Genomic DNA, 20,508 nt, shown 5'->3' with positions numbered 1-20,508 from the left:
CACAACTGCGGGGGGCGCTGGCGCCCCCCAGCGAAGCCTTACTTAACCATCTCTTTTTCGATCAACTGGATCAGGATGTGGATCACTTTGATGTGAATTTCCTGAACGCGGTCTGCATAGCCGAAGTGCGGAACGCGAATTTCGATATCCGCCGTACCGTCCATCTTACCGCCATCTTTACCGGTCAGGGTGATGACCTTCATCCCTTTTTCACGCGCGGCGGCGATCGCTTTGATCACGTTCGCGGAGTTACCGGAGGTAGAGATACCCAGCAGCACGTCGCCTTCACGGCCTACTGCCTCAACGTAGCGGGAAAAGATGTGGTCGTAACCGAAGTCGTTGCCTACGCAGGAGATGTGGCTCACGTCGGAAATCGCAATCGCCGGGTAGCCCGGACGGTTTTCGCGATAGCGTCCGGTCAGCTCTTCGGCGAAGTGCATGGCGTCACAGTGGGAACCGCCGTTACCGCAGGAGAGTACTTTGCCACCGGCTTTGAAGCTGTCGGCCAGCAGGACCGCTGCGCGCTGAATAGCGTGAATATTGGCATCATCTTTCAGAAAGTTCGCCAGCGTTTCCGCCGCTTCGTTCAGTTCGTTACGAATAAGATCCTGGTACATGAGGATAATCCTTCAGTATTGATGAAATAACACAGTGGAGTGTACCGGATAGCGGGAAAAGCGAGAAGCTAAAGCCATGCGAATCGTCCGGCGTTTTGATTTTTTGTGCCGGCGAAAACACGAACAATGTGAACCAGGTTGTAATTATTTTGTAAACACATTGCTAAAGGAATTCACATCAACTACAACCATATCATCACAAGTGGTCAGACCTCCTACAAGCAAGGGAGCTTTTCTTTATGATGATTTTGAGCATTCTCGCAACCGTTGTACTGCTCGGTGTGTTGTTCTATCACCGCGTCAGTTTATTCCTGAGCAGCCTGATTCTTCTGGCCTGGACGGCTGCGCTTGGCGTCGCAGGCCTCTGGAATATCTGGATTTTAGTCCCTCTTGCCATCATTCTTCTGCCGTTTAACCTGGCCCCGATGCGCAAGTCGATGATCTCCGCGCCGGTGTTCAAGGGCTTCCGTAAAGTGATGCCGCCAATGTCGCGCACGGAGAAAGAAGCGATTGACGCCGGTACCACCTGGTGGGAAGGCGATCTGTTCCAGGGCAACCCGGACTGGAAAAAGCTGCACAACTATCCACAGCCGCGTCTGACCGCCGAAGAGCAGGCCTTTATCGACGGCCCGGTGGAAGAAGCGTGCCGCATGGCAAACGACTTCGCTATCACCCACGAGATGGCCGACCTGCCGCCGGAGCTGTGGGCGTACCTGAAAGAGCATCGCTTCTTCGCGATGATCATTAAGAAAGAGTACGGCGGTCTGGAATTCTCCGCTTACGCTCAAGCTCGCGTCCTGCAAAAGCTGGCGGGCGTCTCCGGGATCCTGGCGATTACCGTTGGCGTGCCGAACTCCTTAGGGCCGGGCGAGCTGCTGCAGCACTACGGTACGGAAGAGCAGAAAGATCACTACCTGCCGCGCCTGGCGCGCGGTCAGGAAATCCCTTGCTTCGCGCTGACCAGCCCGGAAGCGGGCTCCGATGCAGGCGCAATCCCGGATACCGGCGTAGTGTGCATGGGCGAATGGCAGGGCCAGCAGGTACTGGGCATGCGCCTGACCTGGAACAAACGTTATATCACCCTGGCGCCTATCGCCACGGTGCTCGGCCTGGCGTTTAAGCTCTCCGACCCGGAAAAACTGCTGGGCGGAGAAGAAGATCTGGGCATTACCTGTGCGCTGATCCCAACCTCTACTCCGGGCGTTGAAATTGGTCGTCGTCACTTCCCGCTGAACGTGCCGTTCCAGAACGGTCCGACCCGCGGTCAGGATATCTTCGTGCCGATTGACTACATCATCGGCGGCCCGAAAATGGCCGGTCAGGGCTGGCGCATGCTGGTTGAATGTCTGTCGGTGGGCCGCGGGATCACCCTGCCGTCGAATTCAACCGGCGGTCTGAAGTCGGTGGCAATGGGGATTGGCGCGTACGCCCATATCCGCCGTCAGTTCAAAATCTCCATCGGCAAGATGGAAGGTATCGAAGAGCCGCTGGCGCGTATCGCGGGCAACGCCTACGTGATGGACGCCGCTGCATCCCTGATTACCTACGGCATTATGCTGGGCGAAAAACCGGCCGTGCTGTCCGCGATTGTGAAGTACCACTGTACCCACCGCGCGCAGCAGTCGATTATTGACGCGATGGATATCGCAGGCGGTAAAGGCATTATGCTCGGCGAAGGCAACTTCCTGGCGCGTGGCTATCAGGGCGCACCGATTGCCATCACCGTGGAAGGGGCAAACATCCTGACCCGCAGCATGATGATCTTCGGCCAGGGGGCGATTCGCTGCCATCCATACGTGCTGGAAGAGATGGCCGCCGCGCAGAACAACGACGTGGATGCCTTCGACAAGCTGCTGTTCAAACATATCGGTCACGTGGGCAGCAACAAGGTGCGCAGCTTCTGGCTCGGCCTGACGCGCGGCCTGACCAGCGCAACGCCAACCGGGGATGCGACCAAACGTTACTACCAGCATCTGAACCGTCTGAGCGCCAACCTGGCTCTACTGTCTGACGTCTCTATGGCGGTGCTGGGCGGTAGCCTGAAGCGTCGCGAACGTATCTCTGCCCGTCTGGGTGATGTGCTGAGCCAGATCTTCCTGGCCTCTGCGGTCCTGAAGCGCTACGACGACGAAGGCCGTCAGGAAGCGGATCTGCCGCTGGTGCATTGGGGCGTACAAGATGCAATGTATCAGGCGGAACAGGCGATTGACGACCTGCTGGCCAACTTCCCGAACCGCTTCGTGGCGGGCGCCCTGCGCGCGGTGATCTTCCCGACCGGTCGCCATCATCTGGCGCCGTCGGACAAACTGGACCACAAGGTGGCGAAGATCCTGCAGGTTCCGAGCGCAACCCGCTCCCGTATCGGCCGCGGTCAGTATCTGGCGCCAACGCCGCATAACCCGGTGGGCCTGCTGGAAGAGGCGCTGCTGGACGTGATGGCCGCCGATCCGATTCACCAGAAAATTTGTAAACAGCTGGGTAAAAACCTGCCGTTTACCCGTCTGGACGAACTGGCGAAACAGGCGCTGGCCGGTGGCATTATCAATAACGACGAAGCTGCGCTGCTGGTGAAAGCCGAAGAGAGCCGTCTGCGCAGTATTAACGTGGATGATTTCGAACCGGAAGAGCTGGCGACGCAGCCGGTAAAGCTGCCGGAGAAGCACCGCAAACCTGAAGCGGCATAACCCGCTTCGCTCTGACAAACCCCGCCCGGTGCGGGGTTTTTTATTGCCACATTTTCTCGTAATGACGTGCTACAGTGTCAAAAAGGGGTCGTTTGAGGAGTCTGTATCGTGCCTGGTTTGAAGATTTCGATTTTGCAGCAGCCTTTAGTGTGGATGGATGGTCCTGCCAACCTGCGCCACTTTGATCGTCAACTGGAAGAAATTACCGGGCGAGATGTGATTGTCCTGCCGGAGATGTTTACCACCGGCTTCGCGATGGAAGCGGCTAAACAGTCGATGCCCCAGGAAGAGGTGGTCGCCTGGATGCATGCCAAAGCGCAGCAGACCAACGCGCTGATCGCCGGTAGCGCCGCCCTGCAGACGGAGCGCGGACCGGTGAACCGCTTCCTGCTGGTGGAGCCGGAAGGAAAAGTGCATTTTTACGATAAACGCCACCTGTTCCGCATGGCCGATGAACATCATCACTATGAAGCCGGTAACGAACGCGTGGTGTTCGAGTGGCGCGGCTGGCGCATCCTGCCGCTGGTCTGCTACGACCTGCGCTTCCCGGTGTGGTCGCGCAACCGCAACGATTACGACCTGGCGCTGTACGTCGCCAACTGGCCCGCGCCGCGCTCGCTGCACTGGCAGGCGCTGCTGGTGGCCCGCGCGATTGAGAACCAGGCGTACGTGGTGGGCTGTAACCGCGTGGGAACGGACGGCAACGGGCATCACTACCGCGGCGACAGCCGGGTGGTGAATCCGCAGGGCGAGATTATTGCCACCGCCGAGCCGCATCAGGCGACGCGCATTGATGCCGAGCTGTCGTTAACGGCGCTGAAGGAATATCGGGAGAAGTTTCCGGCGTGGCAGGATGCGGATCCGTTTAGCATTGGGTGAAATTTTCCCCTCACCCTGACCCTCTCCCCAAAGGGGAGAGGGGATTGTTCGCTGCTCGCATTAGGGGGATAAAACATTAACTCACTAACGCCTGCCCGTCTTTGCGGCTTTCCGTCGCGGCCACGTAGTGCCCTTCCGGCATGCGGTAAATCACCTGCGCACCGCCAAAGTTGTAATCCTGGAGCGGATCTTCCACTACGATCTGATGCCCGCGCTCGCGCAGCGCCGCAATCGTATTGCGATCGAACGTCGATTCGACGATCACCTCCCTGCCCTGCACCACGCGCCAGCGCGGCGCGTCGATGGCCGCCTGCGGGTTTTGCCCGTGCAGCATTATGCGCAGCGCCATCTGCATGTGCCCCTGCGCCTGCATCGGGCCGCCCATCACGCCGAAGGACATCAGCGGCTGGCCGCTGCCGTCCATCGCAAAGCCCGGAATGATGGTGTGGAACGGACGCTTGCTGCCCGCCAGCGCGTTCGGATGATTCGGATCCAGCACAAATCCACAGCCCCGGTTTTGCAGGCTGATCCCGGTGTCCGGCACCACGATGCCTGATCCAAATCCCATAAAGTTGGACTGAATAAACGAGACCATCATCCCGCTGTCGTCGGCGGTGCTGATGTAGACCGTGCCGCTCTGCGTCGGGGAGCCGTAGACAAAATCAGAGGCTTTATCGTGGTCGATAAGCGCCGCGCGCGACTTCAGATAATGGTCGCTCAGCAGCTCTTTTGCGGCGAACTCCATGTGTTCTTCATCCGCCACGTAGCGGTCGAGATCCGCCAGCGCCAGCTTCATCGCCTCGATGGACAGGTGAAGGGACTGCACGGAGTCCGGATGATGCTTCTCAATTCCGCACTGCTCCAGAATACCGAGCGCAATCAGCGTGGCGATCCCCTGGCCGTTTGGCGGCAGCTCCTGCACCGAGCCGCCCGCGAAGTCGCGCGACAGCATCTCGACCCAGTCCACGCGGTGGTTTGCCAGATCCTCAGCCGTCAGGTGCGCGCCGTGTTCTTTGGCAAAAGCAGCAATTTTCTGCGCCAGCTCGCCGCGGTAAAACGCGTCGCCGTTGGTTTCGGCAATCAGCTCCAGCGAATTAGCCTGCGCCGGGTTACGGAAGATCTCTCCCACGCGCGGTGCGCGGCCTTCCGGCGCAAAGCAGGCGCTAAAGCCCGGCTGATCTTTCAGCTTGTTATAGCCGCGCTGCCAGAGATGACCAATCAGCGGTGAGACCGGGAAACCGTTGCGCGCGTAGTCAATCGCAGGCTGCGCCAGCGTGGTCAGCGGCAGCGTGCCAAAACGTTCCGCCAGGGCAACCCAGCCGGACACAGCTCCGGGCACCGTCACCGCGTCCCAGCCGATTTCCGGTACCGCCGTTTTGCCGGCAAACAGATCCGCATGCCAGCTGGCCGGCGAGCGCCCGGATGCGTTCAGGCCGTGCAGCTTTTCACCATCCCAGACGATGGCAAAGGCGTCGCTGCCGATCCCGTTGCCGGTCGGCTCAACCACCGTCAGTGCCATCGCGGTAGCAATGGCCGCATCGACGGCGTTGCCACCCAGCTGCAGCATTTTCATTCCCGCCTGCGCCGCCAGCGGCTGCGACGTGGCAACGGCATTATGGCCCATCATCGGTGGGCGTCGTGAATCGTAACCGGACGTAAAATCAAGCGCTTTGGTCATCATGACTCCTTAGTCATGGCGCGGATCGAGCGCATCGCGCAGCCCGTCGCCAAGTAAATTAAAGCCCTGCACGGCAAGAAAAATCGCCACGCCGGGGAAAACGGACATCCACGGTGCCTGCTCAAGAAACCCTTTCGCGGTGTTGAGCATGGAGCCCCAGGACGGATTGGGCGGCTGCTGCCCTAGCCCTAAAAACGACAGGCTGGCTTCGGCGATAATCGCCGAGGCGATGGCCAGCGTGGCCTGCACCAGGATCGGCGACATCACGTTTGGCAAAACGTATTTAATGATGATCCAGCGATCCGGCAGGCCAATCGCCCGCGCGCCGTCGATGTACTCTTCGTTGCGGATGGCGATCACCTGCCCGCGCGTCAGGCGGGCAAAGATCGGCATTGCCGAAAGACCGATGGCGATCATGGCATTGGTGAGGCTCGGGCCTAAAAACGCCCCCAGCGCGATCGCCATGATCAGGAACGGACAGGCCAGCAGCGCCTCGATAAAGCGCGATATCACGCCGTCCCACATCTTCTGGAAGTAGCCCGCCACCAGCCCCAGCGGCACGCCGATGACCACGGCGATAACCACCGACATACAACCCGCCATCAGCGAGGTGCGAGCCCCCCAGATAATGCGGGACAAAATGTCGCGTCCCAGCTCGTCGGTGCCGAACCAGTACATCGCCGACGGCGCTTTACGCACCGCCAGGAAGTTGGCTTTGACCGGATCGAACGGGGCAATCCACGGAGCCAGCAGCGCCACCAGCACAAAGAAGCCCACCACAAGCGCGCCAATCACCGCGCTTTTGTTGGCGAGGAATTTCTTCAGCACCCGGTTTTCCGCGCGCGGCAGCGCGGGCGCAACGGTTTGCGTCGTCAGTTCCGCCATCGTTAACCTCGCATTTTCGGGTTGATAAGGACGTAAAGCACGTCGGCCAGCAGGTTGAGCAGCAGAAAGCCGATCGCCACGATCAGCACCACGCCCTGCACCACCGCGTAGTCACGGTTGAACACCGAATCGACGATCATCTTGCCAAAGCCCGGAATGGTGAAGACCTGCTCGGTCAGCACCGCGCCGCCCAGCAGCTCGCCGAACAGCAGAGTGGTGAGGGTGATCACCGGTACCAGCGCGTTGCGAAACGCGTGCTTCAGGATCACCGCTTTCGGCAGCAGCCCCTTAGCCCGGGCGGTGCGGATATAGTCAGCCTTCAGCACCGCAATCATCGACGCGCGGGTGTGGCGCATCAGCGTCGCCGCGAGGCCGGTTCCGAGCACGGACGCGGGCAACAGCAGCGTGCGCAGGTTCTGGAGCGGATCTTCACTGAACGGCACGTAGCCGGACGCGGGCAGCCACTGCAGGTTCACCGAGAAGACCAGAATCAGCAGGATCCCCAGCCAGAAGTGGGGTATCGAGATCCCCGAGATCGCCACGAAGTTCGCCCCGTGATCGACCCAGCTGTTTTTATTCACCGCCGCGAGGATCCCCATGCTAATGCCAAACACCAGCGCGATAATCATCGCCAGCAGGGACAGCTCCAGCGTAACCGGCAGCTTGCTGGCGATAAGCTCAGTCACCGGTTCGTGCGTGCGTAAGGAGACGCCCAGATCGCCCTGCAGCGCCCGCGTCAGCCAGTGAAAATACTGCACAGGGATCGGCGCATCCAGGTTCAGCTCCGCGCGCAGCTGGGCGATCACCGCCGGGTCGCGCTCTTCCCCGGCCATGGCGATCAGCGGATCGCCGGGCAGCAGCTTTTGCAGGCCGAACACCATCATGCTCACCAGCAACAGCGTCGGTACGGCCAGCAGCAGACGTTTGCAAATCAGTTCCAGCATGGGTTCTCCTCAGGACCTTTATTTCGCCAGCGTCAAACCGGCCAGACGCACGATGCCGTCCGGGTACGGCTTAAAGCCCTGCACGCTTTTGTTCAGGCCAAAAATGCGCGGCTCGAAGTAGAGGTAGGCAATCGGCATGTCGGTTTGCAGCTGCTTCACCACCTTGTCATACAGCGGCTGGCGCGCGGCCTGGTCGGTGCTCTGGCGCGCCTGGGTCAGCCACTCGTCGACCTGAGCGTTGCTGTAGCGGCCGTCATTCAGGGTACCTTTGCTGTGGATAAAGCCGTAGATGCTGCCGTCCGGGTCCGGGCGTCCCGACCAGCCGGAGAAGCTCAGCTGATAGTCACCGCTCTGCTGGCGATCCAGCAGCGTGGCGAATTCGGTCATCTGCAGGTTCAGCGTGAAGCCCGCCTCAGCAACCATCGCCTGCAGCACCTGTCCCACCTGCTGCGAGGTTGGGTTGTTCGGCACCAGCAGGTTGACGGTCAGCGGCGCGGTGACGCCTGCGGCTTTGAGCAGCGCTTTGGCCTTCTCGACGTCACGAGGTGGCACCGGCAGGTTGACGTGATACGGGCTCACCGTAGAAAACGCCTGGTTTGCCGGGGTGTAGAGGCCTTCAAAGACCACCTGATTTAACGCCTCACGGTCGATAGCCTGAGAAAACGCCTCGCGCACGCGGGCATCCCTGAACGGATCGTTCGCCGGGACCTTGCCATTGTTGATGTTGAAGGTGATCCCCTGATAGCCCAGACCGGTTATCTTCGCCAGCGCCAGCTTGCTGTCGGCTTCGACGGTTTTAACGTCGCTGGCGGCGATGCCTTCGGTTAGATCGAGATCGCCCGCGCGCAGGTTCGCGAGGCGCACGGAGGCGTCCGGGATCGGCAGATAGATAATTTTGTCGAAGTGGTAGGCGTCTTTATTCCAGTAATTGTCGAAGCGGGTCAGAACAATGCGGTCCTGCGACACGCGGCTGTCGAACTTGTACGGGCCGGAACAGACCGGATGGGCGGCAAAGTCAGGCTTCTTCGCGGCTTCGGGTGCCATCATCGCGCCCGCACGGTCGGTAAGCTGCATCAGCAGCGCGGCGTCAGGGGTTTTCAGGTGCAGCGCAATCTGCATCGGGCCGGTGACCTCTACCGACTCCACGGAAGAGATCTCGCTTTTACGCAGGGAGCCTTTGAGGGTCAGGGCGCGGTCGAGGTTGTATTTCGCGGCGGCGGCATCAAATTTTTCACCGTCGTGGAAGGTCACGCCTTCACGCAGATCCATGGTCAGGGTTTTTCCGTCTTCGCTCCAGGCCCAGGATTTCGCCAGACCCGGCACCACCTTCAGGTGCTCGTCGACGTCCACCAGCCTGTCGCACAGGGAGGCAAAGACGAAGCGGCCATAGTAGGTGCGCGCCAGATGTGGGTCGAGCATGTCCGGGTCTGCCCCCAGACCGATCCGCAGCACGCTTTCAGAATGGGCGGGCAGCGCCGCGCCAAGCAACATAACACTTCCCAGTACGGTCAAAAGAGAATTACGCATTGTCATTATCATGAGTTCCTTGAAGGAAGGGAGGAGTGAGTAGCCGCGTGTTCAAACAGCGCGCGGCGGCGCAGAAAGGCTGCGGATGGCGGTGCGATCTGGATAACGCTGCGATCGCGATTAATGTCCTGCCAGCGGTGGCAGGCAACCTGACGCCCGCCGTCGAGCACCTGATTAATCGGCTCGACCTGCCGGCATTCATCGGTGACGTACGGGCAGCGGGTGTGGAAGCGACAGCCGGACGGCGGGTTAGCCGGGTTCGGCAGATCCCCCTGCAGCAGCGGCGCGTCGCGTTCCACGCCGGGCTGCATCTGGGGAGCCGAGGCGATCAGCGCCTGCGTGTAAGGGTGCAGCGGTGCGTCAAAGATCTCGTCGACGGTAGCAAGCTCAACGATTTGCCCAAGATACATGACCGCCACGCGGTCGCTCATGTGGCGGATCACCGCCAGACCGTGGGCGACAATCACCATCGTCAGCCCCAGCTGGTGCTTCAGGCTCTCCAGCAGGTTGACCACCTGCGCCTGCACCGACACATCCAGCGCGGAAACCGGCTCGTCGCCCAGCAGCAGCTTTGGCCCCGAGGCCAGCGCGCGCGCAATGCCGATACGCTGGCGCTGCCCGCCGGAAAACTCGTGCGGATAGCGCCCGGCCCAGGCGGCAGGCAGGCCAACGGTCTTGAGGAGCTCCGCGACGCGATACTGACGATCCGCTTTCTTCATGTTCTGGTGCAGCCACAGCGGCTCGCCGACGATCTGCTCCACCGTCATGCGCGGGTTCAGCGAGGTAAAAGGGTCCTGGAAGATAATCTGCAGCTCGCGCCGGAGCTGGTTCAGACGGGCGCCGGAGGCGTCGGTGATATCCTCCCCCTGGTAAAACACGCGCCCTTCGCTGGCGGCCAGAAGGCGCAGCAGCAGACGACCGAGGGTGGATTTCCCGGAGCCGGACTCGCCAACAATCGCCAGCGTTTCGCCCGGCATCACGGCAAGCGAAACGCGATCGACCGCCGTGACAAACCGGGCCGGAGAAAAGAGTTTTTTCGGGCCGGGGAAAAGCTTGCTGAGGTCCCGGGCTTCAAGAATGGGCGTGGTCATGCGGTCTCTCCCAGGGCAATGTGGTGTTCGAGCGGCACGCGGAAGCAGGCAACCTGATGGCCCGCGCCGAGCGTAGTGAGCTGCGGTTTTTCATCATGGCAGCGCGACTGCGCAAACGGGCAGCGCGTCGCGAAACGACAGCCTTTCGGCATGGACTCCGGGAGCGGAACCGATCCGGGAATGGTGGAGAGCTGGCCTTTGCGTGCCCCCAGCGAGGGGATCGAGCCCATCAGGCCGATGGTGTACGGGTGCTGCGGGTCGGCAAAGATAGCCTCCACGCTTCCCTGCTCCACCACCTGCCCGGCGTACATCACCGCCACCTGCTGGGCCACTTCTGCCACCACGCCCAAATCGTGGGTGATCATCAGCACCGCCGTGCCGATTTCTTCTTTAAGGGTGTTCAGCAGGGTCAGGATTTGCGCCTGAATGGTGACGTCCAGCGCGGTGGTCGGTTCATCAGCAATCAGCAGTTTAGGATGGTTGATCAGCGCCATCGCAATCATCACGCGCTGGCGCATGCCGCCGGAAAGCTGGTGCGGATACGCCTTGAGGCGCATCTCCGCCGCCGGGATCTGTACCTTCTCGAGGATCTGCAGCGCGACCTTCATCGCCTCGGCGCGCGAAACGTTCTGGTGCCGCATCACCGCTTCGCTCAGCTGATCCCCCAGGGTAAACGCCGGATTGAGTGAGGTCATCGGCTCCTGGAATATCATCGCCAGCTCGCTTCCGCGCAGGTCGGCATACTCCCGCGGCGAGAGCTTGCGCAGGTCGTGGCGGCGAAACTGCATCTCGCCGCTGACGATCTGCGCGCTGGCGGGCAGTAGCCCCATCAGCGCCAGTGAGGTGATACTTTTTCCGCAGCCGGACTCGCCCACCAGCGCCAGCGTTTCGCCCGCTTTGACCGTCAGGGAAATGCCGTCCAGGACGCTGACCGGCGAGCCGGAAAATTTAACGTTGAGATTATTCAGCCGGAGTACAGGCGCGGAGTCCTTAAACGGGATCGTCGTCATAGCGTGAAGTCGTCCTCAAGATGGATCGCCTGAATCAGGGCGGTTTGCAGGCTGAGCAGGTGTTCGCGCATGGCGGCCGCTGCTTCATTAGGCTGGCGATGGATAATCGCGGACATGATCTTGTGATGGTGGTCGTTGTAGCTGTCGACACGTTCGGGCGTGCGGGCCAATTCACGCAGATGCTGCCAGCCGGGTTCGCGCCGCACAGCATCAATGGCATCAAACAGACCGAGCATCAGGCGATTACCCGCCGCCTCGGCAATAGCGCGGTGAAAGGCGCTATCCCACAGTTCGTTGAGATCGCGGTCATCCGGGCTGACCTTGTCGATGCGTTCCAGCATGCGCTGCATGAGCGCGAGGTTTTCCCTGGTGGCACGCAGTGCCGCAAGCCGGGCTAAGCCGGGTTCGATCTGTATACGAGCTTCCATCACTTCCAGCAGATTGGTCTGCTGAACCAATCCCTGAAGGGCCAGCGGTTCAACCGGGGCAGCCGGACCAATAAAGGTGCCTTTCCCCTGTTTACGCCAGATCCGCCCCTCTTCTTCCAGCACGTCCAGCGCGCGACGCACTTCGCGTCGTCCTACGCCGAGTGTTTCCGACAGCTCACGTTCCGTGGGCAGCGGAATGCCTGGTGTTGACTCATGCTGGTTGATTAGCCCGCGCAGCTGCTCAAGCGCGGTGCTGGAATTGGCCAGAAACCGTGACGGTTTTTCCATATTGGTTCGCTCACTATCATCATTATTTTCTTGTTATGAACGATAAGTTATTGATATGAGGTGCTACTTATCGTGCTAATGATTAAGCAATAAACGAACCAATTTTGAATTGGTTCAAAATAGATTTTGAAAAACGACAGGAAATGAAGGGGTTACAGCAACGTATTGTTACAGATGCAGGCGGGTTCCGAAGACGGCAGAGACCAGAAAAGAACACAAAACGCACAAAAACAGTGCAATTATTGCACCAAAACAGCGCTTATGTTAATTTATTGCACTATAAATGATAACAATTAGTTAACAAAAAGTAATTGGTAAGTCGCGCTCACGCCTGAAAAAGGCCCCCTTGCGAGGGCCGCGAAAGATTAAGGTACAGGCTGCCAAAGCGTCGCAACCGCTGAAGGAGTCCAGTCGGACTGAGACGTATGACCCTGCACGCAGCGATACTGTGTGCCGTTATAGGTAACGATTTCTCCGGTCTTATAGCTCGTACCGACTTTCCACTCGCCTTCCGGCTCAGGCGTCACTGAACCCTCTTTCGTCGTGGCTTTAAGCGGCGCACTCGCAAGAGACTGATGACCTTTGGCATTTTCGGCGATTACCTGGTAGCTGTAAGTCGTTCCCGCGCGCAGGCCGCTGTCGGAAATCTGCGTTTCGCTCACGGTAAGCAACTCCGCACCATCGCGCAGTACGCGATATTTCACCGCCTTATCTACCGCATTCCATTTCACCGTCAGGCTGTTTTCCGTCGAAGAAACCAGGGTCAGACCGGTTGGCGCGCCCGGGCGTCCCTCTTCGACCTGGACGGTTTCCACCTCAACCACGTTGCTGCTTTCGGAAATATTGTTCGCTGCATCATGTGCTTTCACGCTGTAGCGATACACCACACCACCGGTTTCAACCGCACTATCGGTCCACTGGGTGTCCGTTGAAGTTCCGACTTTTTTGTCATTACGGTAGATGTCATATCCCACCACGCCATGGTCATCGGTGGAGGGCTGCCAGGCAAGGGTGATCGTCAAGCCATTGTTCAGCACCTTCAGTCCTGTTGGTGCAGTTGGCGCGACGGTGTCTTGCGGGCGTTCGGGCGACATCAGGTCCGCGCGCTCTTTCATTTCATTGAAGTAGTCAACCTGCTGCGACATGGAAAGCTGCTGATCGTTTGAACCCAATGTCCAGATAAAGAAACCGCCATAGCCGTTCTGCGCCTGCCATCCCGCACGGTTTACGTTGTTCTGCCGGCTCTCAACAAAGCGGCCTTCTGGCCCCCACTGGGAGTTGATAGTCTGGCCGAGAACGATTTTACTCTTATCCCCCACCGCCCGGGCGTAGTTGGCCATCGCCACGTCATACTTAAAGCGCGGGCCAGCGTCATAGGCCATGACGTTGAAGAAATCGAAAACGTTTTTCCCCTGCGTCAGCAGCGGCAGAACTTCGCCGTGGTGTGAAGAGCGAGCCGCCTCAACGAAGGAACAATTCTCGGTTACCGCGCTGTTTGCGCAGTTCTCCGGGTCAGCACCAACGTGATAGGTGGTCAGGCTCAGCAGCTTTTTGCTGCCGGACGCATTGAGCTTGCTACGAACCCGTTCAGCCAGATCCAACAGGTTTGCGTTTTCCTCTGGCGTGACGCGCTCGGGTTTTTCAAAGTCAAAATCGATGCCGTCAAGCTGAACGGTACCCGCCTTCTGGTAGTTCGCCATATTACATTTGCCTTGCCAGTCGGCGCTCAGGCATTCGCCGACCATCTCTTCCGGCTTCAGGTTCTTTTTATACACCGGGAAGTTGGTGTTCAGCAGATTCACCAGATTCTGCGCCAGCGTTTCTCGCGTTTGCGCGTTATTCAGATAAGACCACATGGAGGAATAAGTCTCACCGCCGAGCGCCAGCATCATTTTTTTCTCCGGATGCGCCAGCTTCAACTGACTCCACACGACATAGGCTGGCGCATTAATGTACCAGGGATCATATTGTGGTACTGCAACAATATTATCTGAACTGGACAGCTTACCGCTTGCATCCCAGCCACCAAATGAAAGCAGGAACGTATCCGCTTTCACCTCTTTCATATCCTCAACGGACTCAACCGGAACCCCCCAGGAGGTCAGATAGGTGACCGCTCGCGGTGCCTGCGCCGCGAAAGCCGACTGCGCCATTAATGCGCTACCAATTAACAGAGATAATGTAAGTTTTTTCATCAAAGTTCCTTATTGCTTTGTGATGATAGTCCTGTGGATTACCTCTCAAATTGTCTTTTTTTTTAGCGCTGAGATCGTTGGGGATTAAAGAGTGGCGAATCAGGAATCCGTCCGCGTTAAATAAGAAATTTCTTTTGCCAAAAAAAAACGCGTTATTTATATTTATTTGCTCGATGTATATTGAACACCATCAAAAACCTACGACTTCACTCAGAAATATCTCTCGTATTTATAATAAATACCTCAACGACAGCCCGGGAAAATTCTCGCATCCTGTAAGACGCTTCTTTATTTAGTTTTCCCATCTTCACTAATTAAAAAAGATGGCATACCTGTGTGCCCTCTCTTTTTTCAGGGAAAATTCAGAAATTAATCACAACTTATATCCAATAAGGACGCTCTCAATGAAATACGCAACAAACGTGATGCGAAAACAGGGTGGTTTCACCCTGCTTGAATTGCTGGTCGTACTGATGATTATTGCGCTGCTGGCAGGGTTCGTCGGACCTAAGGTCTTCTCCAATGTCGACTCGGCTAAAGAGAAAACCGCTGCCCGACAGATGCGCTCACTTGCGGAGGCGCTAGGGCAATATCGCCTCGACACCGGCAGTTATCCAAGTGAAACGCAAGGGCTGAAAGCACTGACCGAAAAACCGTCCAACGTACAAAACTGGAATGGCCCTTATCTCAGCCAGCATGTGCCGTTAGATCCCTGGGGCAATCCGTACCAGTGGCATAACCCCGCCCGGACAAAAGACGCTATTAATGAAGTCGAAATTACCTCCGGCGGTAAAGACGGTAAGCCTGTCACGTACGGGTTCTGAACATGCTGCGCCTGTCCTTATATTCGCTGTTTATCTTCAGCGTATTTTCATGCCGTGCCGATTGCTGGCAGCTGGCGGGAGAACGTTACGGTATTGAGCCAGAGCTATTACAGGCGATAGCGATAGTGGAATCCAACGGCAACACGCGGGCCATCAACAAAAACCGTGATGGCTCACTGGATGTCGGGCTGATGCAGATCAATAGCATTCACTTCGATGCGCTGCGTAAATTTCGTATTAGTCAAAAAGATCTGCTGACCGACCCTTGCCAAAGTGTCATGACCGGCGCCTGGATCCTGGCAGGTCAAATCCAGCGCTTTGGTTATACCTGGGACGCGGTGGGCGCATATAACGCCGGAACGGCAAATACGCCGCAACGCCGCGCGCTTCGTCAACAATATATAAAAAAAGTGGCTCCGCATTATGCCCGCCTTAAAAGGCAGAGCCATACACTGTCGCCAAAATGAAACCATATATCGTCACCATCCTTCAGGGGGGGAAGCGCGTCAATCAAACCGTGCTTGCCGCATCGCCTGATGATGCCAGCGCCCGCATTATTGCCGCCGGCGGCATCGTTTTGCAGGTACAGGAACGCCCTGCCCGCAAGGAGAAACGCTTTCCATTGAATCTGTTCTTGCAGGAGCTTATCGCCCTGCTGGAGGCCGGGCTGGTCGTGGTCGAGGCCGTCGAAGCGCTGCGCGAAAGCAGCCGCGACGGTGGCACCTCGCTGGTTCTGGATACGCTGGTTAAAAAGCTCTATGAAGGAGCACAGCTATCCCAGGCGATGATGGCGCTACCGGCGCTCTTTCCGCCTCTGCTGATTAATACCGTCGCCTCTTCTGAGCAAACCGGACACTTACCCGAAGCGCTAAAGCGTTTTCAGTTTTACGAATCAAGAATGGAAATTCTGCGCAAGCGGATTAAATCAACCCTGCTCTATCCGACGATTGTGATCGCCGCCGGCGGGATAATTCTGTTCTTTCTGCTCGGCTTTATTATTCCGCGTTTTTCCGTGGTGTTTGACGGGATGAAGAACCCGTCCGCCAGCGCACAGCTTATCCTCTGGTGGGGACGTCTGACGCAAACCCATGGTTCACTGCTGCTGGCCGGTTGTGCGGCAGCGGTTGCAGGCATCGTGATGGCGGTGCGTAGCCCGCGCCTGCGCCAGCGTGCGCTCGGTTTGTTGCTGCGCATTCCCGCCTTACGCCAGCAGCATCAGCTTTCTGTGCTGGTGCGTTTCTACCGCACACTGGGCCTGCTGCTGCAGGGCGGCCTCCCCGCGCCTGATGCGTTAATGCTGAGCCGGGAGATCCTGCCCGCCACGCATCGTCAGCAGGTTGAACAGGTTATCCGCGACGTCGCCGCCGGCGAGTCGCTCTCCCGCATGCTGGAAGCCCAGCAGATGACGACTCCTGTCGCCAGCCGTCTGCTGCAGGTCGGCGAGCGCAGCGGCGAACTGCCTGCCATGTGCGAGCGGATCGCCGCTTTTTATGATGAATCGCTGGAACGCGCGATTGAAACCTTTAGCAAAATTTTTGAACCGATTCTGATGATGGTCGTTGGCGGCATCGTTGGGCTCGTCGTGTTTTTACTGTACATGCCCATTTTTGAACTGGCAGGAGGATTGCAATAATGTCTCACTCACCGTCTGTAGACCCCCTTTTCGACCTGCCGGACGAGCAGCGCTGTCAGGCCCTGGCGGAACTGCTGGACAGTTTCCCCGGCGCATTAGAAGAAGCCGCCAGTTCCCTGGGGCTCACGCCGCTCTCACCCACACAGCTCGCCGACAGCGAAGAGGATTTCGAAGCCGTACCGTTGACCGAATCACTCAGCCAGCGGGCATTGCCGCTGCGCGTGAACGGTCAGCTCCACGTTGCGCTGGGCGATCCGTTTTCGCTGGCGCTGCGCCAGTGGGCCTATAACGTGAATGCGTTACCCGCGCTGGCTCCGCTTTCTCAGCTTAATGCCCGGCTTGATGATCTCGCCAAACAGCAGCGCACGCTCGATCAGCTGGAACAGCAGCAGAGTGAAGAGAATAAAGAGGCCCGGTGGCTGGAGATCACCCCTGCGGCCATTGCCAGTGAACCCCATGCCGTCATTAAGCTGGTTAACGCCACGCTGTTTGATGCCCTGCAAAGCCGGGCCAGCGATATTCACCTTTGCGCCGTAGCGGATGGATTGATGGTGAAGTACCGCATCGATGGCGTCCTGCACAGCATTCGCCACTGCGCCGGGCTTCAGCAGGCGGAACAGGTGATCTCCCGTCTCAAGGTATTGAGTTGCATGGACATTTCCGAAAGGCGCACGCCTCAGGACGGACGCTTTAAGGCGTTAATTCTCCAGCGTCCCGTCGATTTTCGCGTGTCCATTATGCCGGGCGTGTACGGCGAGGATGCCGTATTGCGCGTGCTGGATAAATCACACGATCAAAACCTGCGCCTGGAGACGCTCGGCTTTGATGAGCACACGCTGGGCGCCATTCGTCAGTTAACCCATCTGCCCCACGGTATGGTGCTCGTCACCGGACCTACGGGGAGCGGGAAGTCCACCACCCTCTATTCGGCACTCAGCGAACTCAACAGCGGTGAATGCAAAATCATCACCATTGAAGATCCCGTGGAATACCAGCTCAACAGCGTGCTGCAAATTCCGGTCAACGATAAAAAAGGGCTCACCTTCGCCCGAGGCCTGCGCGCCATTTTGCGTCACGACCCGGACATCATTCTGGTGGGTGAGATCCGCGATGGCGAAACCGCCGGCATTGCCGTGCAGGCGGCGCTCACCGGCCACGTGGTGCTCTCCTCGGTTCACGCCAATGACGTCTTTAGCGTACTGGAACGTTTTTTATATATGCAGGTCGAGCCCGCCAGCCTGATCACCGCCCTTAACGGCGTCGTGGCGCAGCGGCTGGTTCGCCAGATTTGCCCGGACTGTATTGATGACACCACGCCCACGGATGACCTTCTCGCGGCGTGGCAATCCGGCCCGCTACAGCAGCTTACGCCCCGCTGGCGTCGAGGGCGGGGCTGCGATACCTGCCGCGACAGCGGCTTTCGCGGCAGGCTGGCGCTGGCGGAAGTGCTGCATTTCAGTGATGCGATGAAAGAAGCAATGCTGGCGCGCTCGCCCCGGCGCAAGTTAAAGGAGGTGGCGCTGAATGACGGTTTTGTTCCGCTCTCAACCATCGCGCTGCGCGCCGTGGTCGAAGGCAAAACCACCTGGGAGGAGGTGAACCGTGTTATCACTCACTAACACCTGGCAGTGCGACATCTGGCCTCATGCAGTGCGGTTGCGCCGCAACAATGTGGTACTTGCCACGCATGAACGCCAGCCCGATCAGCCTCTGGAGGCCGCGCTCGAAACGCTGCTGCGCCTGCGCCCCGCCGCCTTACCGTGGCGTGACGCGGTGGAATTTCACCTCGATACCGACGATCTGACGTTTTTAATCCAGCCCTGGCATGACGGCGTGACCACACCGCAGGAGCTGCTCCAGCTCGCCCGACAACAGGCGGTTCATCGCGCGAGTCCGCCCGTCGACTGGCTGGTGCGCTTCGAGACCCTGAACTGGCAGCAGTCGGCGCTGGCCGCGTGCCTGAAGCAACCTTGCTGGCATCTGCTTGGCGCGCTGGCGCGTCGGGAGCGGCTGCGTTTTCGCGGGGTTGTCACGCCGTTTCAAAAGCTGTTAAGCCACTTCGCCCGCGCCCTGCCGGAAAACGGCCTGTTTGTGGCGATGAGTCCCCACCATAGCCGGATTGCCAGCCGTCAGCATCACAGCTGGCGTGACGTCTGGACACTGACTCTTCCACAGCAGGAGATGGACGCCCAGCTGCGGGTTATCGCCCGGCTAAGCGGAATGCAGGAATGTCCAGGCTACGTCATTCATACCGACGGCGAGCATCACCAGGAAGTCGCGCTACAGGAGAGTCTACATGGCACCGCTGTTTACGCGTAGCACCCCGTGGGCCGCACGCACGCTGCTGTTAACCGGACTCCTCTGTTTACCGCTCGCCAGCGCCGTAGTGTATGGCCTGTTTGAGCACCAGCGCATTGAGCTGGAGACGTCGAAGGTACAGCAGCAGCTCGCCCAACGGCAGCAGGCTCTGCGCCAGCTGCGTGAAGCAGAGCAGCGCCGGTTGCGCATGTCTCAGCAGCTACAGGCCGTCCCACCAGCTATCAAATTGCTGGACAACATCGGCAGCGTGCTAACTCCTGATATTGCGCTACTGAGCATTGACGTCATTGCCAGTAAAGGCGATGCGCGACTGACGGTGAATGCAAGCAATCTTGACGCCCTGCTCGCCTTTAGCGAGCGGCTACAGCAGTTGCCCGCGCATGTGGTGCTGGAGAACCATCGCCAGTCGGCGCAGGGCGATCCCGCCTGGCCGATTAACGCGGTACTCGACGTCAAGGTGACGACGGAGGAGCACCATGCGGCTTCAGAATAAATCCGCCGTGCTGCGCTGGCAGGCGGCGTTGTTTGCCGGACGCATCGGAACGCTTCCGCTCGTGCTCGCCGGGCTTCCCGCTGGGCTGCTGGTGTTATGGCTGGGCGGCGTGCGGCCGCACACCATTCATTTGCAGGAGAACCTTGCCCGGATCCAGACGCAGCTACAAACCGCGCTGCCGCTGGATAAACAGCAGCCGGAACTCCAGAACCGCATCAGCCTCGGAGAATATCAGCAGGTCAGGCTCATTTTTGAGCAGCTCAGGAGCCGGGGAATGAAGGTGGACGCCAGCCGCTACCAGCTGGAAAACGACGACGGTAAAACCGCGCTACGGCTGGATATTCCGCTGCGCGGTGAATATCTGCCGCTGGTGGACGCGCTGGAAACGCTGAGCCGCACCCTGCCGTTACGCATTGAGCAGCTAAGCCTGCGGCGCGCCGGGCCATCGGAAAGCCAGCTCAGCGCCACCGTGCAGCTTCGTCTGTTGAAGGAGTCGCCATGAAACTGCCGCGCTATTTACAGCTCGCACTGGTGCTGACAGCCGGTGCTGTGTTCTGGAGCCAGTTTGCCGATGAAGAGATATCGCAAGCGCCGCCTGAGGTGCAGCCGGTCTCACGCCCGCGCCCCGCGCCGGCAAAGCCTGAGACGGCTCACCCAACGCGCGTCGATCTCTTTTCAACCCCACACAGCAGGGCGCAAGACGCGGCAGAAGAGCAGCCGGACAGCGATCGGCCTGAAGAGGCAATACCGACCGCACCGCCGCTACCGTTCCAGCTTCTCGGCGCCTGGTGGGAAAACCGTCAGAGGATCGTTGTGCTGACGGATGGCAAAGAGACCTGGCCGGTCTGCGAGCACTGCAGAGCGGACGGCAGGATCTGGATCGGTAGCTCGCCGGTCAACAACTGGATTTTAAAAGCGGTGGCGAACGACCACCTCCTGTTTGAATGGCAGCCCACCCATACCCAGCAGCGGCTGGAACTGGATGAACTGCAATCGGAACCGACACATTAATC

General features: G+C 58.9%; 19 protein-coding genes. 10 read left to right on the top strand and 9 right to left on the bottom strand.

The genetic code is table 11. The annotated features are described in order from the left end of the window. Window positions 1-38: 38 nt before the first annotated feature. Window positions 39-617, bottom strand: coding sequence for a D-sedoheptulose 7-phosphate isomerase (lpcA, locus tag HBM95_04620; protein ID NIH42221.1), 579 nt, complete (start codon window positions 615-617; stop codon window positions 39-41). Between the two features lie 239 nt (window positions 618-856). Between lpcA and HBM95_04615 the strand changes: the two genes are divergently transcribed. Next, window positions 857-3,301 carry an acyl-CoA dehydrogenase gene (locus HBM95_04615; protein ID NIH42220.1) on the top strand — a complete coding sequence of 815 codons (2,445 nt, stop codon included), beginning with the start codon at window positions 857-859 and terminating at the stop codon, window positions 3,299-3,301. Between the two features lie 108 nt (window positions 3,302-3,409). Continuing rightward, window positions 3,410-4,180, top strand: a complete 771-nt coding sequence (locus HBM95_04610) for an amidohydrolase (GenBank protein NIH42219.1) — start codon at window positions 3,410-3,412, stop codon at window positions 4,178-4,180. Window positions 4,181-4,256: 76 nt separating this feature from the next. Here HBM95_04610 and HBM95_04605 read toward each other — a convergent pair whose 3' ends face one another. From HBM95_04605 to HBM95_04570, 8 genes are all read right to left on the bottom strand, one after another. After that, on the bottom strand, window positions 4,257-5,858 hold the full coding sequence (locus HBM95_04605; protein ID NIH42218.1) for a gamma-glutamyltransferase family protein: 1,602 nt from the start codon (window positions 5,856-5,858) through the stop codon (window positions 4,257-4,259). 9 nt (window positions 5,859-5,867) lie between these two features. Continuing rightward, complete coding sequence (locus tag HBM95_04600; GenBank protein ID NIH42217.1) at window positions 5,868-6,743, bottom strand: ABC transporter permease; 876 nt, start codon at window positions 6,741-6,743, stop codon at window positions 5,868-5,870. 2 nt (window positions 6,744-6,745) lie between these two features. Beyond that, on the bottom strand, window positions 6,746-7,687 hold the full coding sequence (locus tag HBM95_04595; GenBank protein ID NIH42216.1) for an ABC transporter permease: 942 nt from the start codon (window positions 7,685-7,687) through the stop codon (window positions 6,746-6,748). Between the two features lie 18 nt (window positions 7,688-7,705). Continuing rightward, the gene (locus tag HBM95_04590; protein NIH42215.1) at window positions 7,706-9,178 is read right to left on the bottom strand and encodes an ABC transporter substrate-binding protein; all 1,473 of its coding nucleotides are present in this window, start codon (window positions 9,176-9,178) and stop codon (window positions 7,706-7,708) included. A gap of 44 nt (window positions 9,179-9,222) precedes the next feature. Continuing rightward, window positions 9,223-10,305 carry an ATP-binding cassette domain-containing protein gene (locus HBM95_04585; protein NIH42214.1) on the bottom strand — a complete coding sequence of 361 codons (1,083 nt, stop codon included), beginning with the start codon at window positions 10,303-10,305 and terminating at the stop codon, window positions 9,223-9,225. Further along, entirely contained in the window at window positions 10,302-11,315 is a 1,014-nt protein-coding gene (locus HBM95_04580; GenBank protein ID NIH42213.1) for an ABC transporter ATP-binding protein, read from the bottom strand. The genes HBM95_04585 and HBM95_04580 overlap by 4 nt, the downstream gene beginning before the upstream one ends. Then, window positions 11,312-12,031 carry a FadR family transcriptional regulator gene (locus tag HBM95_04575; GenBank protein ID NIH42212.1) on the bottom strand — a complete coding sequence of 240 codons (720 nt, stop codon included), beginning with the start codon at window positions 12,029-12,031 and terminating at the stop codon, window positions 11,312-11,314. Before HBM95_04575 ends, HBM95_04580 begins: the two co-directional genes overlap by 4 nt. A 365-nt stretch (window positions 12,032-12,396) precedes the next feature. Beyond that, window positions 12,397-14,226, bottom strand: coding sequence for a hypothetical protein (locus HBM95_04570; protein ID NIH42211.1), 1,830 nt, complete (start codon window positions 14,224-14,226; stop codon window positions 12,397-12,399). Between the two features lie 404 nt (window positions 14,227-14,630). On the opposite strand from HBM95_04570, the gene gspG reads away from it, so the two are divergent. From gspG to HBM95_04530, 8 genes are read left to right on the top strand one after another with little or no spacing between them, the layout of a single operon-like run. Beyond that, on the top strand, window positions 14,631-15,050 hold the full coding sequence (gene gspG / locus HBM95_04565; GenBank protein NIH42210.1) for a type II secretion system major pseudopilin GspG: 420 nt from the start codon (window positions 14,631-14,633) through the stop codon (window positions 15,048-15,050). 2 nt (window positions 15,051-15,052) lie between these two features. After that, complete coding sequence (locus HBM95_04560) at window positions 15,053-15,517, top strand: lytic transglycosylase domain-containing protein (GenBank protein ID NIH42209.1); 465 nt, start codon at window positions 15,053-15,055, stop codon at window positions 15,515-15,517. Further along, window positions 15,514-16,683, top strand: coding sequence for a type II secretion system F family protein (locus HBM95_04555; protein NIH42208.1), 1,170 nt, complete (start codon window positions 15,514-15,516; stop codon window positions 16,681-16,683). The genes HBM95_04560 and HBM95_04555 overlap by 4 nt, the downstream gene beginning before the upstream one ends. Next, a complete protein-coding gene (locus tag HBM95_04550) occupies window positions 16,683-18,302 on the top strand; it encodes a type II/IV secretion system protein (GenBank protein ID NIH42207.1) in 1,620 nt (539 codons plus the stop codon). Before HBM95_04555 ends, HBM95_04550 begins: the two co-directional genes overlap by 1 nt. Further along, window positions 18,286-19,002, top strand: coding sequence for a hypothetical protein (locus HBM95_04545; protein ID NIH42206.1), 717 nt, complete (start codon window positions 18,286-18,288; stop codon window positions 19,000-19,002). Before HBM95_04550 ends, HBM95_04545 begins: the two co-directional genes overlap by 17 nt. Beyond that, window positions 18,980-19,495, top strand: a complete 516-nt coding sequence (locus HBM95_04540) for a hypothetical protein (GenBank protein ID NIH42205.1) — start codon at window positions 18,980-18,982, stop codon at window positions 19,493-19,495. The genes HBM95_04545 and HBM95_04540 overlap by 23 nt, the downstream gene beginning before the upstream one ends. Further along, entirely contained in the window at window positions 19,479-19,997 is a 519-nt protein-coding gene (locus HBM95_04535; protein NIH42204.1) for a hypothetical protein, read from the top strand. Before HBM95_04540 ends, HBM95_04535 begins: the two co-directional genes overlap by 17 nt. Further along, a complete protein-coding gene (locus tag HBM95_04530) occupies window positions 19,994-20,506 on the top strand; it encodes a hypothetical protein (protein ID NIH42203.1) in 513 nt (170 codons plus the stop codon). Before HBM95_04535 ends, HBM95_04530 begins: the two co-directional genes overlap by 4 nt. Window positions 20,507-20,508: the final 2 nt, after the last annotated feature.

Origin of the sequence: Enterobacter asburiae, from assembly GCA_011754535.1 — a bacterium.
Taxonomy (GTDB): domain Bacteria; phylum Pseudomonadota; class Gammaproteobacteria; order Enterobacterales; family Enterobacteriaceae; genus Enterobacter; species Enterobacter cloacae_N.
This window is presented reverse-complemented; position numbering and strand designations above follow the sequence as displayed.